This is a genomic window from Salinispora cortesiana (assembly GCF_000484695.1).
GTDB classification, from domain to species: domain Bacteria; phylum Actinomycetota; class Actinomycetes; order Mycobacteriales; family Micromonosporaceae; genus Micromonospora; species Micromonospora cortesiana.
Map to the genome: position 1 here is coordinate 1 of NZ_AXVR01000028.1, position 14,345 is coordinate 14,345.

Sequence of the window (14,345 nt, forward strand, 5' to 3'; positions counted from 1 at the left end):
CCCACCGATCGGCAGGTCACGTGGCCGGGTCACCCGTCGACCCTTCGACCTGCGTGCCAGTGTTCCGCACTCCGGACACCGCCGTGCCCGCTGATCCTCAGCGGTGACCAGGTCCACCACCGGACCGTCCGGCCCGTCCGCGACCTCAACGACGGCCAGACCGGCAAGGCCCAGCAGCCGGGTCGTATCCTCAACCATGTCCGTGGCTCTTCTGTTGTGATCAACTTGCTTCGACAACAAGATGATCAACCAAGAGCCACGGGCGCCCTCACCCCAGGGTCCACCCTGGACAGGCCGATGACGTCAGCCGACCCCCATCAACTTCGTTGACCCGCCATGAGCCGGTGTCAGCAAGGGGTAAACCAGACCCCCAGAGACCATGCTGACAAGGAGAAGCGCCATGCCACGCCCCGATCTTGTCCAATTCCCAAGCTGACAGTGCGGGTTCGATTCCCGTCACCCGCTCCAGGTTGAGGCCCAGGTCAGGACATGTTTCCGACCTGGGCCTCAACTATTCCAATCAATTCTTTGGTTTGGTGTGCCCGCTGCGTGCCCGATCGCGACCCTTCTTGATCTGCTCGCTGAGCCCATCGGCGATGTGCTGGTCACGCTCCTCGGCGACGCCGCCCGCGACCGGGCGCCTTGTGCGACCGAATTCCCGAAACGGCGGCGGGGGTGGGGTTCGTCGTCCTCGACGGGTCCGTGAACCCGTCCGGGTCCGCTTCGCCTACCTCACCGACGACGACATCCGCCACCTCGGCCGCACCTACCGGCGACTGGACTACACCGACGGCACCGGCGAGCAGGAGGTGACCGCGTGAACACCAGCAACGCGGAACGGGTGGAGGGCGTGGTCCTGGTCCTCATCGTCCTCACCGTCGGCGGACTCGCCGGGGCGGCGTCGTTCACCCACGTGCACGGCTGGACCATGGCGGCCTCGCGGCCACCGGCACCGACTCGTCACGCGGAGTCTGGTGACCGTGGGCTTCGTGGTCAAGACCCCGGCGGGAACGTACCGGGCGAACTGGCGGGACTCGGCGGACCGGCAAAAGGCGAAGACCTTCCGTACGAAGAGGGAAGCGAACGCCTACCTCGCCGAGGTCGAAGGTGCCCTGAACAAGGGCACGTACGTCGACCCGCACGCGGGCAGGATGCGATTCGGTGAGTTCGTGACCCGTTGGTTGGCCGGGCGGTCGGTGGAGGCTCGGACGGCCGAGCGGACGGAGTCGATGCTGCGGGCGCATCTGCTGCCGCAGTGGGCGGACTGGCCCTTGGGTCGGATCGACTATCTGGCGGTGCAGGAGTGGGTCACCGCTCTCGGCCGGACTCTGGCGCCCTCGACGACGGCGAAGCACCTCGGGTTGCTGTCGACGATCATGCAGACGGCGATCCGGGCGCGGCTCATCGTGGTGAACCCGTGCGAAGGGGTGCGGGTGCCGCGCAACCGGGCGCGTGAGGCCCGGCCGGGCACGGTCAGCCGGGAGGCGTTCTTCGGCCGGCTTCTGCCTGCCGTCCCGGTCGAGCACCGGGGCGCTGCCGCCGGGGCGGGGCTGCGCTGGGGTGAGTGCGCGGGCCTGTCGTGGGAGGCGGTCGACCTCGATCGGGGGCTGTTGCACGTCGCCCAGGTGGCGGTGAAGACCCACGGCGGGATCGTGCTGCGGGCGTACCCGAAGAGTCGGGCCGGCGGGCGGTGGCTGGCGGTGTGGCCGGATCGGGACGGCCGGGAGCATCGGGCGGAGTTCCCGACGGAGGGGGCAGCGGTCGCGCGGCGGCTTCGGCGTTCGTTGGGCTGCGGTTCCACGACCTTCGGCACTCCTACATCACGTGGCTGGTGACGGACGGGGTGCCGGTCAACATCGTGCGGCGGGTGGCGGGGCACGAGAAGGCGTCGACGACGTTGGACCGGTACACGCACACGCCAGAGGACTACGCCGACCGGGTACGGCTAACGTTCGCTGACGATCCGCTGACTTTCCGCCCGTCGCCTCACCCGGTCGACCCGGAGGACGGGCCTTCACCTGGGCTGGAAGGCGAGCCTAAAAGGGACGACCCCCGTCGGGGGGAAGACGGGGGTCGTCGGGGTCCGGCTCCGGGGGGGTCGAGCCGAACCACTCAGCGGTCACGGGGGGGTGCAACCGCCGAGGGTCTGTCGGTTGTCCGCGAAGATGAAACGCCTGTTGTGTCGACAGTCTGCCTGAGTGAACCTGGCTACGTCGAGTGGTGTAGCCTCCACTCCCTGCTGAATTCTTCCCGCAGAGTGTGATCACGATCACGCTAAGCAGGCCTACAGTCGATCACATCACACATCCGAAGGGTTGATGGACCCGGGCCCCCGCAGACGATAGTCCATCGGGCTAGACTTGCGCGCCGTGGGCCGAAGCGCCGCTTTTTTCGATCTGGACAAGACCGTCATCGCCAAGTCAAGTGCGCTGGCGTTCGGTCGGCCGTTCTACCGGGACGGCCTGATAACCCGACGAGACGTTGTCAAGTCGGCGTACGCGCAGCTGATGTTCCGGCTGGGCGGCTCCGACGAGCAGACCATGGCCCGGACCCGGGACTACCTCGCCGCGCTGTGCAAGGGCTGGCAGGTGGAGCAGGTCCGCCAGATCGTCGCGGAGACCCTCCATGAGCTGATCAACCCCTACGTGTACGCCGAGGCCGCCGCCCTGATCGAGGAGCACCAGGCCGCCGGCCGGGACGTCGTGTTGGTCTCGGCCTCGGGGGAGGAGATGGTCCGGCCGATCGGGGTGCTACTCGGGGTGACCGATGTGATCGCCACCCGGATGGCCGTGGTGGACGGCCGCTACAGCGGGGAGATCGAGTTCTACGCGGCCGGCCCGGCCAAGGTGGACGCGGTGGGCGAGCTGGCGCTCGAGCGGGGCTACGACCTCACCGACTCATACGCCTACTCGGACTCGTACACGGACCGACCGTTGTTGGAGTGCGTCGGCCGCCCGACCGCGGTAAACCCGGACCGTCAGCTACGCAAGCTCGCCGCGGAGAACTCCTGGCCGGTGCTGGAGTTCCGGCACCCGATCCCACTGGGGCGGCGGTTGCGGGACCGCCCCGCCGTGCCGGTCGCCGCCGCCGCGCTCGGCGTCGGGGTTGGCGTGGCGATCGGCATCGCCTGGTACGGCCGGCACCGTCGGACCCGGGCCACCCCGACGACCTGACCGTCGCGGTCGGCCTGCGCTGGCGGGTCGGGCTCGGGTAAGTCGGGCGTGGAAGGTTACGGGGTCGCGGCGAGCACCTCATCGCCGATCCCGGTGAGCTGGTCGGCGCCCAGCTCGACGGCGCTCAGACAGTGCCGCAGCCACGAGCGAAGCCCGTCCGGGGTTCCGGTGGCGAAGGCCCCGGCCGAGCCGACATACTCCGGCTCCCGCTCGCGATGGCCGACGTCCACGGCGAGCAGGCCCCGCGGGTCAACCCCCCGGGACATCAGCACCAGCCGGGCGGCACCACGGGCGACCACCCCGGACGGGCCGGCGAAGGGCCGCAGGTTCAACAGCTCGCCGTGGACCACCGCGGCGAGCACCAGTGGCGGCGCCGCACTTCCCCCGGCTACCAGGTCAGCCAGCCCGTCCAGCCGGGCCGCCACCACCGCGTCGGGCACCGGGCGTCCCAGCTCTGTCTCCGGCACCAGCTCCCGCGCGGCGAGCACGTGCAGCTTCGCGAGCACCTGCCGGGGCGCCTTCGGCCAGAGGTCGGTCAGCCCGGGTAGCGCCCCGGCGACCCGCAGTGCGCCCTGCAGCACCGGCTCGGTGACGGTGCCGGCACGGACTTCCTCGCGATCGTGGGCGTGCCCCTCAAGGGCGGCGCTGGCCACCGCGCAGCGGAGGCTGACCTCCGCGGCCACCTGGCCGCCGTGCTGGCGCAGGGCGCGGTGCCGCAGCGCCTGGTCGAAGCGCTCGCGGGCCCGTTCCACGGCAGCGGCGACATCGGCGAGGGCGAGCAGTGGAGCGAGCGGGTCATCGGTCACCCCGCCACGCTATCGGGACCGCAGGTACCGCCCACGCCTGCCGTGCCGTCGAGCCGGTGCCGTGCCACCCACCGGTGCCGTGCCATCGAGCCGACGCCGTGCCACCCGGCGCGGGGGAGGCTCCATTCGGCGCGATCCGTTGCCCTCGACAGTCGCCTGCGCCCGGCCGGCGGGCTAACCTCTGCACCGAGACGCAGGTCACCCGAACGACGAGGGAGCAGGCATGAGCGAGGCGTTGGCCAATCTGTTGAACGAGACGCGCCAGTTCCCGCCGCCGGCCGAGCTCGCCGCGAGCGCCAATGTCACCAGCGAGGCCTACGCCGTGGCGAACGCCGACCGGCTGGCCTTCTGGGAGCAGCAGGCCCAGCGACTGACCTGGACGAAGCAGTGGGACCGGGTACTCGACTGGTCGAAGCCGCCGTTCGCGAAGTGGTTCGTCGGCGGTCAGCTCAACGTGGCGTACAACTGCCTGGACCGGCACGTCGAGGCCGGCCGGGGTGACCGGGTCGCGATCCACTGGGAGGGCGAGCCGGGTGACACCCGGACGATCACCTACGCGGAGCTACAGAAGCTGACCTGCCAGGCGGCGAACGTGCTGACCGAGCTCGGGGTGACCGCCGGCGACCGGGTGGCGATCTACCTGCCGATGGTGCCGGAGGCCGTGGTGGCGATGCTGGCCTGCGCCCGGATCGGTGCCACCCACAGCGTGGTCTTCGGCGGCTTCTCCGCCGACGCGTTGACAAATCGGATTCAGGACGCCGCCGCGAAGGTGGTGGTCACCGCCGACGGCGGCTACCGGCGGGGCCGGCCCTCCGCGCTCAAGCCGACCGTTGACGAGGCGGTGTCGAACTGCCCGTCGGTGGAGCACGTACTGGTGGTCCGCCGCACCGGCGAAGAGTGTGCCTGGTCGGCGAAGGACCGCTGGTGGCACGAGACGGTCGGGCGGGCGTCGGTCGAGCACGAGGCCAGCGCCTTCGACGCCGAGCACCCGCTGTTCATCCTGTACACCAGCGGCACCACCGCCCGTCCGAAGGGGATCCTGCACACCACCGGCGGCTACCTGACCCAGGCCTCGTACACGATGCACGGGGTCTTCGACCTCAAACCGGAGAGCGACGTCTACTGGTGTACCGCCGACGTCGGTTGGGTCACCGGCCACTCGTACATCGTGTACGGCCCGCTCTCCAACGGTGCGACCCAGGTCATGTACGAGGGCACTCCGGACACCCCGCACCGGGGCCGGTTCTGGGAGCTGGTCGACAAGTACCGGGTGACGATCCTCTACACCGCTCCGACTCTCATTCGCACGATGATGAAGTGGGGTGAGGAGATCCCCGCTGGATTCGAGTTGTCCTCCCTACGCCTACTGGGCAGCGTCGGTGAGCCGATCAACCCCGAGGCCTGGATCTGGTACCGGCAGCACGTCGGCGGGGGCCGGCTGCCGATTGTGGATACCTGGTGGCAGACCGAGACCGGCGCCATCATGATCTCGCCACTACCCGGAGTGACCCATGCCAAGCCGGGGTCGGCGATGACTCCGCTACCGGGGATCAACGGCGACGTGGTGGACGACCAGGGTCAGCCGGTGCCCAACGGCGGCGGTGGCTACCTGGTGCTTCGGGAGCCGTGGCCGTCGATGCTGCGGACCATCTGGGGCGACGACAACCGGTTCGTGGAGACGTACTGGTCGCGCTTTGGCGCCGGTGCGGGTGTGGGCGACGACTGGGTCTACTTCGCCGGGGACGGCGCCAAAAAGGACGATGACGGTCACATCTGGCTGCTCGGCCGGGTGGACGACGTGATGCTGGTCTCCGGGCACAACATCTCCACCACCGAGGTGGAGTCGGCCCTGGTGTCGCACCCGTCGGTGGCCGAGGCGGCGGTGGTCGGCGCGACCGATCCGACCACGGGGCAGGCGATCGTCGCCTTCGCCATCCCTCGAGGCAGCGCCGAAACCGAGGGGACGGCGGGCGCTGAGCTCATCGCGGACCTGCGTAACCACGTCGCGCGCACGTTGGGGCCGATCGCGAAGCCGCGGCAGATCATGCTTGTGCCGGAGCTTCCGAAGACCCGCTCCGGCAAGATCATGCGACGGTTGCTGCGGGATGTGGCGGAGAACCGCTCCCTGGGCGACGTGACCACGCTGCAGGACTCCTCGGTGATGGAACTCATCGCCACCGGCATGGGCGCCGGCAGGGGCGAGGACTGATCCAGACGGCACCGGCCGGCATGTGACGCCGGACCGCTCGGCCAACAACTTCTTGCAACAAAGTGTCCGGACAGTCTTCCCCTCATCAGCAACGATGTCTATCTTCACCAGTGGTCCCATCCGTGGGATCACCTCACCGGCCATGCCCCCGCTAGGCCGGTTCTAACTTCACACCCGGAGGTACCGCGTGCGCAAAGTCGCAGTGGGTCTACTCGGGCTCTCGCTGACGGCGACGGGACTGGCGGTCGGACCATCCGCCAGTGCCGCGCCGAAGCTCCAGCAGCCGACACCGGCTCCCTCAGCCGCAGAGCCTGCCCACGTTGACCATGACCTGCCCAACCCGCTAGAGGAGAAACGACGGGCGCTGCGCCAGGAGGGCCTGACCAACGTCCTCTCCGGCGAGGCCACATCGCAGCGAGTCAACGGCAGCACCGTAGTCAAGGTCGGTGAGACGGACGGCGGTTCTCCGACCGCCCGTGGGCACCGCGGCAAGAAGGACCAGTACGTCGAACTCTCCCGGGAGAGCACGGACCGGATCTTCGTGATCCTGGCCGAGTTCGGCAACGAGCGGCACCCGGACTATCCCGACCAGGACACCGCCCCCACCTGGCCGGGTCCGGCGCGGTTCGACGGTCCGCTGCATAACGAGATCCCGGAGCCCAACCGGGCGCTGGACAACTCCACGAGCTGGCAGGCGGACTACAGCGCCGACTACTTCCGGACGCTGTACTTCGGCGAGGCAGCCGGCGACGAGTCGGTCAAGCAGTACTTCGAGGCCCAGTCCTCGGGCCGATACAGCGTCGAGGGCACGGTCACCGACTGGGTCAAGGTCCAGTACAACGCGGCCCGCTACGGCCGTTCCCTGGACGACCCGACCGACGCCAACGGTGACGACCCGGCGGTCTGTGGCGGCAGCGTCTGCACCAACGTCTGGACCCTGGTGCGGGACGCCGCGAACCAGTGGGTCGCCGACCAGAAGGCCGCCGGCCTTACCGACGCGGAGATCGCCGAAGAGCTCCAGGCGATGGACCAGTGGGACCGGTACGACCACGACTCCGACGGCAACTTCAACGAGCCGGACGGCTACATCGACCACTTCCAGATCGTCCACTCTGGTGGCGACATGGCCAACAGCGACCCGCACCAGGGCGAGGACGCGATCTGGAGCCACCGTTGGTACGCGTTCGCGTCCGACCAGGGCCGCACCGGCCCGCCGAACTTCCCGGCGGGTGGCACCCAGATCGGCGACACCGGCATCTGGATCGGTGACTACACGATCCAGCCGGAAAATGGCGGACGCAGCGTCTTCTACCACGAGTACGCCCACGACCTCGGTCTACCGGACGACTACAACGTGGTCAGTGGTGGCGACAACAACAACGAGCACTGGACGCTGATGGCCCAGAGCCGACTCGGTGCCCCGGGTGACGGCGGCATCGGTGAGCGCGGCGGTGACCTGGGCGCCTGGAACAAGCTCCAGCTGGGCTGGCTCGACTACGAGGTGGTCGTCGCGGGTCAGAAGCGCACCATAACCCTCGGCCCACAGGAGTACAACTCCAAGAAGCCGCAGGCCGCCGTGGTCGTGCTCCCGAAGCGGGAGTACGAGTTCGACAACGGTGCGCCGTTCGCCGGGACGAAGCAGTTCTTCTCCGGCAACGAGGACGGCCTCAACAACACGATGACCCGGACGCTGGACCTCAGCGGAAAGTCGTCGGCCGCGTTGACGATGAAGGGCCGCTACAGCATCGAGGCCGACTACGACTACCTCTTCTTCGAGGTGTCGGAGGATGGTGGCGACACCTGGACGCCGCTGCCCGGCACCGCCGACGGCACCCCGTTCAAGGAGATCTCTCCCGGACGTTTCGCCCTGGACGGTAGTAGCAACGACGAGTGGGTCGACGTCAACCTCCCCATGGATGCCCAGGCGGGGAAATCAGTCCAGTTCCGGCTGCGCTACCAGACCGACGGTGGTGTCTCCGAGGGCGGCTTCTACGGCGACGAGATCACCGTCACCGCCGACGGTGAGACGATCCTCAACGACGGTGGGGAGACCGGCGCCGGCGACTGGGCCCTGGCCGGTTGGAGCATCGCCGAGGAGAAGTACACCCAGCTCTTCGACAACTACTACATCGCCGGCCACCGGTCGTACGTCTCGTACGACAAGTACCTGAAGACCGGGCCGTACTACTTCGGGTACGCGAACACCCGCCCGGACTGGGTGGACCACTACGCGTACCAGGAGGGTCTGCTGATTTCCTACTGGAACACCCGGTGGGCGGACAACGACACGTTCGCGCACCCGGGTGAGGGGCGCAACCTCTACATCGACTCGCGCCCGCGGCCGATCTACAACCTGACCGGCGAGCCATGGCGGGCCCGGGTCCAGGTGTACGACGCGCCGTTCAGCCTCGAGAAGGCGGACTCGTTCACGCTGCACATCGACAGCCAGCCGCAGTACATCCGGGGCCAGGCCGCGCAGCCGCTCTTCGACGACACCAAGAAGTACTGGTACGAGGAGCTGCCCAACCACGGGGTGAAGCTCCCCGCGACCGGCACGAAGATCGAGGTGCTGAAGCAGAAGGGCACCTCCATCAAGGTCCGCTTCAAGTAACGAGAACCACACGAAGGCGATGCCCGGGCCGGTGATCGGCCCGGGCATCGCCCTTCCCGGATCCCGGCCCCGACACCGGTTCGGCTCCAGACCCGCTCCGCTGGGCGTCGGGCCCGGTTATGACCCGGGCCTTAGGCTGTGGCACATGACCGAGCAGCGCGACGGGGCCCTTGACGAGTCCTGCGTTCTCGCCGAGGGGCCGTGGACGCACCGGTTCGTCGGCGCCAACGGCAGCCGGTTCCACGTAGTCGAGGCCGGAACCGGCCCGATGGTGCTCTTCCTGCACAGCTTTCCGGAGCACTGGTGGGCGTGGCACGACATGCTGCCGGCGGTCGCCGACGCCGGGTTCCGGGCGGTCGCGGTCGACCTGCGCGGCTACGGCGCGAGCGACAAGCCACCCCGGGGATACGACGGATACACCCTGGCCGCCGACGTCGCCGGGCTGATCCGGGCGCTGGGCGAGCGCTCCGCCACCGTGGTGGGCTCCGGTGCGGGCGGGCTGCTGGGCTGGACAGCGGCGTCTTTCCACCCGACCCTGGTCCGCCGACTGGTGGTGCTCGGCGCCCCGCACCCGCTGCGGCTACGGGCCGCCATCTTCGCTGATCCGCGCGGCCAGTTCGCTGCCTCCACGCCGACGCTGCTGTTCCAGCTGCCGCGCTACGAGCACGTGCTGACCCGCGACGACGGGGCGGCGGTAGCGGAGTTCCTGCGGCGCTGGGGCGGGCCACGCTGGGTGCAAAGCCCGGAATTCGAACCGTACGCGGACCGGTGCCGGACGGCGATGCAGATCCCGCAGGCGGCGTTCTGCGCCCTGGAGGGCTACCGGTGGGCCTTCCGGTCAGTGCTACGGCTGCACGGCTACCGCTTCGTTCGGCTCATGCAGAGGCCCCTCGTCACGCCGACCCTCCAGCTACACGGCGCCCTCGACCGGGCGGTCCTGCCACGTACCGCCCAGGGCTCCGGCCGGTACGTGGTGGCCCCGTACGAGTGGCGCCTGCTCGACCAGGTCGGGCATTTCCCGCACATCGAGGCCCCGGAGATCGTGCTCGGCGAGATCCTGCGCTGGGCGAAGTCCTAGCTGGGCGCTAGACGCGAAGCTCCCGCAGGTCGCGGACCTCCGCGGCCGGTGCCCAGCCCTGGTAGACGCCGTAGTCGAACGCCTCGAGGCCCATCGCCTCGGCGACCGGCCAGCGCCCACCCGTGTACTCGACCCGCAGCCAACCGTCGTGCTCGCCCAACACGATGAACGGCTGCCGATGCCAGGTGCAGGCGGTGCGGATGTACGTCAGCTCGTCAACCTCGGCGGCCGGCACGACGCGTAGGTGGCGGCCGGGGCGTACCTCGGTGAAGCCCGCACCCGGCTCGCACTGATAGAGCCGGACGTCATCACCGTCCGGGCTGGCCTGGTATTCGCGGTCCCGCCAGCGAGCCACGTACCCGTCCCGTGTCACCCGTTACCCGCCTGTCGCCACAGCAGTGCGTCAACATCCAACGTGGCGACGAGCCGCTCGGTGCCGTCCGCGTCGATCCGCCACAGCTGCGTGCCGTGCGGCAGCCGGGCGCTGTCGACCTTGAACTCCGCCACGACATCGCTACTCTCGCTCGGAGCGAAGCCGTTGCCACGGAACGGCGGCCGTTCGATCACCCAGCCCTCCATGGCCCGCATCGCGGCTTCGCTCTGCCCGCCGTACGGGATGCGGTAGAGGTTCGGCCGGAACGCCGGCCACCGCAGTACGTAGATCTTCTCGGCGCTTCGCTTGAAGGGAGAGCCGGGGTAGCCCAGGCCGAGCGCGTCGTAGAGCTGAGCCGGGGTGGTCAGGTGCGCCAGCTCGCCCGCCCGGTGCACGAAACCGGAGACGCGGTCGTACCCCCGTTCCAGATAGTAGGCAAGCTGGCTGGCGGCCACCGCCTTCTGCATCAGGACGGGGCTCGTGGATCCGGGGCTCGGCGGCCGGTAACGCGGCCGGTCGGCCGGTGCCGGCTGGTCCGCCGGCGCCGACGCGGCCGGTGCCGCCTCTGGCTCTGGCCGATCCTCGCCCAGGCCCACCTCCACCGCCCAGTTGGCCAGCCCGACGATCTGCTCGCCGGGCATCTTCGTGCCGATCGGGGTCCCCGGATTGACGGCGAACGACCACGACTGGTCCGGCCAACGCTGGATGAGCTGCACAAAGCGGACTCGGATGGTCTCTACGGTGCCGGTGGTGTGGTCGGCGAGCCGCTCCGGGGAGGTGTAGACGACCACGGACTCCGCCCCGTCCAACTCCTCGGTCCGCCAGACGAACCCAGCCCCACCGGGCCGGCTACCCGGTGCCGAGTCGGCCGCCACCGGAAGCAGCACCTGGGCCAGCAGCAGCGTCGACAGGAAGGTGTCGGTGTTGCCGCTGGTAGCCGCCGTGACCAGATCCGCCTCGACCTCGTTGGCCGGTGTGAAGTCCGGCGGCACGGAGGTCGGGCTCGGACTCGCGGCGGGCGTCGGGCCTGGGGGAAGGCCACCCGCTTCCGCCACATTGATCCGCATCGTGGCCTCGACCGGGTCGCCACTGGCGAGGAGCGCCGGGTCGAGGCCGACCGGGACCGTGACGTCGCCACCGACCGGGATCACACCCGCCGCTACCGAGATCGGCATTGTCGCCGACACATCGTCCGAGCCGGCAGCGGTGAGGTTCCGGGCCTGGACGACCGTCCCCTCGATCACGGTCGGAGAAGGAGTCCGCCGGGGTAGCGAATCGGCGGCGGGTTCGGCGATCGGGGTCGGCTCCGACTCCGCCGAGGTAGGCCGGGGCAGAGAGGGCGCCTCCGCCGCGGCGGTGCGGCGCGCGTACCGCCGGAGGGTCGCCGGGTCGGGCACCGGGAAACGGACTGTCCGGGCCTCCTCCTCGGCCGCCGTCTGCTGCGCAGCCAGCCCGGGTGCTGGCACGCTGGGCGGGGTAACACCGTCCTGGTTGACCTGGGTCGTGGCTCGGGCCGAGAACATCGGCGACGTGGCCGGCGACGGCTCACTGGTCGGTCGGCGGCGCGGGAACTGTTGGGCGCTCCGGGTAAGGCGGGACGGTCGGACGCTCCGCTCATCTCGGTCGCTACGGGCCGCAGCCGGTTCGAAGAAGGACCGGCGGCCGGGGGGCTGCTCGGGGAGACCCCGGGGTTGCCCCCTCGGGGGTACGGCTCCATCGGCGGGGCCGGGCCCGGGCTGGCGAGCCCGGGGGGCCACCGGGTCCCCACCGGCGGCGCGGCCAGCATCCATCATCGGCCGTCGGAGGGCGGCCGCGCGCAGGTCGGCTGGGGTACGCAGCGGGGTGCCCGAGGGCGACGTGGATGGTGACAGGCGCAGGGGGGCGACACCCTCGGGTGTTCGGCCAGCCCGCGGAGCGCGGTCCTGCTCCTTCGCCCCGGCGGCAGACTCCGCTTCCCGGCGCTCGAAGGGACGGGGTCGGGGGTAGGTCTCGTCGTGCTCCAGCCGGGCCCGAGTCCCCATCGTGCGACCGGGCAGGCGGACATCGCCACGGGAGAGCTGGGCGACATACCAGGCCGGCAGATAGCCCTCAATGGGCAGACCCGGGTTGATCGCCAACCACCACTCGTGGTTGGGCCAATGGTCGACAAGCTCAGCGTAGGCGGCTCGGCGATTCGCGCCCGTGTGCTCACCGAGGCAGGCGCGCAGCGCGGCGACCGAGGTAAACGCCAGCACGTGGGTTCGGCCACCGGTGGTCCAGGTGCCCCAATTCGTCGAGGCCTGGCCGGCCGGCGCCGGCGCGGAGACGGGCAGCAGCAGCTCCGTGCGGGCCAGAACACGGAAGTATCGTTGCTGGTCGCTGGCGCGCAACGCGTCACGCAGCGTCACCTCCACCTCGGTGGCCGGCTCCCATTCGGTCAAGGCCAGCCCTCCTCCCGGCGACAACGCACGCGTATTGGATCCAATCTACAAGGTGCCGCAAGATCACAGCGGCCTGGCCATACCGGATCGTCGCGCGCATCAACACCCCGCTTCGGTATCGATACGATACGGAGTCGGTCGATGTCACGGAACCGGCCCCGCCCCCATGCACCAGCTCTTCGGCGGCCTGCTCGCGATGCTCGCGCCGGGGGCGGGAGGCCCAGAACCACGGGTTCAGGCCGGGTTTTCGGCAGCAGACAGGACCCGAGACTTCCCTGGAAGAACAGTCCGTGGCAGCATTCTCCGCCATGGGTTTCCTGAAAGGGCTCTTAATCCGGTTGGGCATCACCGCGGTCGCCTTCTGGCTAGCCACGCTCCTGATCCCGGGCATCACGCTGGATGCGAATTCGGCCACCGAGACGGTCACCACGCTGATCCTCGTCGCCGCGATCTTCGGCGTCGTCAACGCGGTGCTCCAACCGATCATCAGGACTGTGGGCTGCGGTCTCTACCTCCTCACCCTCGGGTTGATCGCGCTGGTCGTCAACGGTCTGCTGTTCCTGCTGACCAGCTGGATCGCCGGTGAGGCCGGGCTGCCCTTCAACGTCGACGGGTTCTGGCCGGCCGCCGTCCTCGGTGCGCTCTTCATCGGTGTGGTCACCTGGCTACTCGGCGCCATCTTCGACCGCGACTAGGAGCGTGGGTCGGTAGCGAGCAAGCGGCGGCTGGCCGTGATCGATGCGATCGGTCGTGGTCACCCCGCTGGCGCCGGTGAGTCGGCGGTGGGGTCCTGCATGTCAGGTATGCGGCCTGGTAGGGGCCGGTGGCCGCGTCAGCGGCCCGGCTGGTCGGGCGGGCAGGGCGGCAGTCGGGTGGTTCCGGCGTGGCGGAAGATCGTGCGGACCACGTATGCCACCACCACCCGCAGAAATGATCACGAACCACGGGCGGGCTACCGGCGCGCGGCACCAGCTCGGACGGCCACCGGCTGGAGTTGATGCGGCATCTTCCAGCCTTCGGCGAGTTTCGACGGATGCACGCTGTGTCCACCGCCGAAGAACTCGCAGAATTTCATGATGAGCGGGTCCCATCCGAGTGGATCTACGTAATGCGTCCCCGGAATGATCAGGTCCTCCTCGACGTGGGCGCGAAGGACCTCGACCTGGAAGGCGGTGGCATGCGGGGTGGGGCCGCCAAAGGGGTGCGTCGAGACGACCCGGCACTCCAGCTGGACCGGACATTCCGCGACCCGGGGCGCCCGGACCAGTTCCGATGTCTGCTCGGTCAGCTGCGCGGCCGAGAACTTGTCCGGCTCGTACCGGTAGCCCTGCTTTGCCTTGTGGTCCGGCACGGCCGACTTTCCGGTGGTGAGGGCGATCCGGTCAACGGCGTCGACCATCGCCGATGAGGGCAGGTTGAGCACACATTCTCGTTCGCGTAGCAGGTTCGCCGTCGTCTGGCCACTGTTGCCGAGACCAAGCATGCAGGACTGGCCCAGCCACCAGGCCGAGGACATCGGCGCGAGGTTCGCGGTGCCGTCCTCGTTACGTGAGCTGATCAGCACCACCGGTGTCCCGAAGTACAGCACCTTGAGCCCGGGGACCACGTGCATTCTTTTGCCTTTCGCAGGATGTGAGTCGAAGAAGCTCGCCATCCGGTGCACGAGCCGTCATCA

Annotated in this window: 13 protein-coding genes; 8 read left to right on the forward strand and 5 right to left on the reverse strand. The window is 69.4% G+C overall.

All coding sequences use genetic code 11. The annotated features are described in order from the left end of the window. Positions 1-198 (reverse strand): transposase family protein (locus tag K228_RS0113885; RefSeq protein WP_029723574.1); only part of this gene is annotated, 198 nt, incomplete at its 3' end. A 446-nt stretch (positions 199-644) separates the two neighbouring features. Here K228_RS0113885 and K228_RS28335 point away from each other — a divergent pair. The 4 genes from K228_RS28335 (at position 645) to K228_RS0113900 (ending at position 3,173) form a co-directional block, all read left to right on the forward strand. After that, the gene (locus K228_RS28335) at positions 645-821 is read left to right on the forward strand and encodes a hypothetical protein (protein ID WP_245603475.1); all 177 of its coding nucleotides are present in this window, start codon (positions 645-647) and stop codon (positions 819-821) included. Positions 822-974: 153 nt separating this feature from the next. After that, positions 975-1,835, forward strand: a complete 861-nt coding sequence (locus K228_RS29535) for an Arm DNA-binding domain-containing protein (RefSeq protein ID WP_050580990.1) — start codon at positions 975-977, stop codon at positions 1,833-1,835. Positions 1,836-1,843: 8 nt separating this feature from the next. Beyond that, positions 1,844-2,263: a hypothetical protein gene (locus tag K228_RS29540; protein WP_245603476.1), complete on the forward strand. Its 420-nt coding sequence runs from the start codon at positions 1,844-1,846 to the stop codon at positions 2,261-2,263. Between the two features lie 106 nt (positions 2,264-2,369). Further along, a complete protein-coding gene (locus K228_RS0113900; protein ID WP_025618982.1) occupies positions 2,370-3,173 on the forward strand; it encodes an HAD family hydrolase in 804 nt (267 codons plus the stop codon). Positions 3,174-3,229: 56 nt separating this feature from the next. Here K228_RS0113900 and K228_RS0113905 read toward each other — a convergent pair whose 3' ends face one another. Then, positions 3,230-3,979: a Fic family protein gene (locus K228_RS0113905; RefSeq protein ID WP_025618983.1), complete on the reverse strand. Its 750-nt coding sequence runs from the start codon at positions 3,977-3,979 to the stop codon at positions 3,230-3,232. A 223-nt stretch (positions 3,980-4,202) separates the two neighbouring features. Here K228_RS0113905 and acs point away from each other — a divergent pair, with 223 nt between their 5' ends. From acs to K228_RS0113920, 3 genes are all read left to right on the forward strand, one after another. Beyond that, entirely contained in the window at positions 4,203-6,188 is a 1,986-nt protein-coding gene (acs, locus tag K228_RS0113910) for an acetate--CoA ligase (protein WP_025618984.1), read from the forward strand. A 202-nt stretch (positions 6,189-6,390) separates the two neighbouring features. Then, entirely contained in the window at positions 6,391-8,799 is a 2,409-nt protein-coding gene (locus K228_RS0113915; protein WP_025618985.1) for an immune inhibitor A domain-containing protein, read from the forward strand. Between the two features lie 145 nt (positions 8,800-8,944). Then, the gene (locus tag K228_RS0113920; RefSeq protein WP_025618986.1) at positions 8,945-9,877 is read left to right on the forward strand and encodes an alpha/beta fold hydrolase; all 933 of its coding nucleotides are present in this window, start codon (positions 8,945-8,947) and stop codon (positions 9,875-9,877) included. 7 nt (positions 9,878-9,884) lie between these two features. Here K228_RS0113920 and K228_RS0113925 read toward each other — a convergent pair whose 3' ends face one another. Both K228_RS0113925 and K228_RS0113930 read right to left on the reverse strand, forming a co-directional pair. Next, positions 9,885-10,250: a hypothetical protein gene (locus K228_RS0113925; protein ID WP_025618987.1), complete on the reverse strand. Its 366-nt coding sequence runs from the start codon at positions 10,248-10,250 to the stop codon at positions 9,885-9,887. Continuing rightward, complete coding sequence (locus K228_RS0113930; RefSeq protein WP_025618988.1) at positions 10,247-12,670, reverse strand: SseB family protein; 2,424 nt, start codon at positions 12,668-12,670, stop codon at positions 10,247-10,249. Before K228_RS0113930 ends, K228_RS0113925 begins: the two co-directional genes overlap by 4 nt. A gap of 308 nt (positions 12,671-12,978) precedes the next feature. Here K228_RS0113930 and K228_RS0113935 point away from each other — a divergent pair, with 308 nt between their 5' ends. After that, positions 12,979-13,365: a phage holin family protein gene (locus K228_RS0113935; protein WP_025618989.1), complete on the forward strand. Its 387-nt coding sequence runs from the start codon at positions 12,979-12,981 to the stop codon at positions 13,363-13,365. 257 nt (positions 13,366-13,622) lie between these two features. On the opposite strand, the gene K228_RS0113940 is transcribed toward K228_RS0113935, so the two are convergent. Then, entirely contained in the window at positions 13,623-14,324 is a 702-nt protein-coding gene (locus tag K228_RS0113940) for a flavin reductase family protein (RefSeq protein ID WP_080671604.1), read from the reverse strand. Positions 14,325-14,345: the final 21 nt, after the last annotated feature.

Excerpts from the sequence above, each read along its gene's own strand:
- acs (WP_025618984.1), top strand. The coding sequence starts at position 4,203 with ATGAGCGAGGCGTTGGCCAATCTGTTGAACGAGACGCGCCAGTTCCCG.
- K228_RS0113920 (WP_025618986.1), top strand. The coding sequence starts at position 8,945 with ATGACCGAGCAGCGCGACGGGGCCCTTGACGAGTCCTGCGTTCTCGCC.
- K228_RS0113935 (WP_025618989.1), top strand. The coding sequence starts at position 12,979 with ATGGGTTTCCTGAAAGGGCTCTTAATCCGGTTGGGCATCACCGCGGTC.
- K228_RS0113940 (WP_080671604.1), bottom strand. The coding sequence starts at position 14,324 with ATGGCGAGCTTCTTCGACTCACATCCTGCGAAAGGCAAAAGAATGCAC.